General features: G+C 45.1%; 1 protein-coding gene. It reads right to left on the bottom strand.

The features are described 5' to 3' along the window. On the bottom strand, positions 1-1,601 hold a 1,601-nt coding region (locus M998_RS19065), incomplete at its 3' end, for an IS1634 family transposase (RefSeq protein ID WP_068910362.1). Positions 1,602-1,730: the final 129 nt, after the last annotated feature.

Genomic DNA, 1,730 nt, shown 5'->3' with positions numbered 1-1,730 from the left:
GCTTCATACAGAACACCAAGAAGCTTAAGCAGCCGAGTCTGATGCTCTTGAACACCCGTTATGAAGCTTTGGCCGCCAAATTCGAGTGTGTCGATACCTTCGAATTTTAAGAATACCCAACGTGCCGTCGGTTTAGTTGTCGTCTTGTTCTTTACCATGCTAGGAAAGAATTCCTCGGTCTTAGTGAGACTCTCTCGGATTTTGTGCTCTAAGCTTGCGTAGACGAGTAGGCTCAGCGTCATGATCATCAGTAGTGCCTCGATTCGCTGAGGTTTCTTCAGGAAAATTGATGATGTTAAGAACTCAGGGCTTTTCAAAAAGCGAAAGCCGCGCTCGACCTTTTGCTGAGACTTGTAATGTTCAAGCAATGCAACCATTGTTAGGTCGGTGTTGTCAGTATCGTTGGTGGCGAGAATAAACATACCTACTTTAAGCTTGGCCAGTTTCACCTTTTCTAGATCGGCATAAGGCGTAGCATCTATCAAATAGTGGTATCCCGTCGGCTTTTCATCTTTCTTCGGCCGACCACGACCTGAATAAATTGGCTCTTTAACGATGGTTGATTGCGCGAAGCCAAGCAAATGACACTGGTTGGCGAAGTCGCTCATTGCTTGCTCGGCATCCACTGCGCAAGCAAACTGCTTTTTCTTTAGTTGTCCCAGCGCTTTCAGCTCTTTGGTGATATTTTTGTCTAAGTTCTTATAAAACGTTACCTGTTCTCGCTTGGTTGCTTGTTCACTATGAATCAACAGCCACTTCTGAGATACCGAGCCATAATCAGCGTCAACCCAACAACCCGAGTAGCCATTACCGATATGGCTCAGCTGCTCTGGCTCAAGGTTCATTAAGGCCTCTTTGGCTGATTTAATGGTCATTGGAACACGCGTAATAAACTTCTGTTGTTGCTCATCCAGTGAACGAATGCTCTCTTCGGTGTATAAAGCGGCATCGGCAATGAAGTAGCGACTGTTTTGAGCTGCCTTCAGGCAATGAATATGCCGTTTAGTGACTTCTGAGAATGCCTTAGCATCATTGGTGTTACCACTAAGCGCTTGCATGTAAACAGGCAGGCCAGCTTGATTTTCGCAAATCAACTCAAGGACCACTTGATTTAGCTCTGGACGGTGGTCTCGGCTGTAGCCTTTTACCAGCTTGATGGCATTAAGATCTTCGTCCTGGGCGTATTCACCATCGACATGGAAGCTAGTGATATCAAGGTGTACAGAGTCTGTTTTAAGTCCTAGCTTATCAACGACATGCTCTGCAATCGCTTGATAAAGTGCGGAGACATCTGCTTCATATAAAGCATCTAACGTGCGTCCGAGTACATCGTCCGTTAAATGGTGAGCTTCAATATCTTTAGCAAGCAACTTGGCAACAGGCTTCGTCTCGAAAAAGTCAGAAAACATATGCAGCGTTCTGCTGTGAAAGCCAAGACCATTGAGAATCATCGCCAAGACCGCATCGCCATGTGAAACGTTATGATCCGAGTACTTGGGAATGACGCGATCAATAATACCAGGTAAACCGATTTCATGGCAGAAAGCAGCGATCAGCCCTAAGTGATCTAGGCGTTTAATGACAGGTTGAGCAGCAGACATAATAAAGTGACCGTTAAATAACAGTAATAGATCAAAACTGGGGATCGCGGTCAAGAGGTCTGTCGCACTAACATTTGTAAACGATCACTGGATCACATTATTTTAATTCTGAAATTGGCTGCGGAATGA

It is taken from the genome of Providencia heimbachae ATCC 35613 (assembly GCF_001655055.1).
GTDB classification, from domain to species: domain Bacteria; phylum Pseudomonadota; class Gammaproteobacteria; order Enterobacterales; family Enterobacteriaceae; genus Providencia; species Providencia heimbachae.
This window is presented reverse-complemented; position numbering and strand designations above follow the sequence as displayed.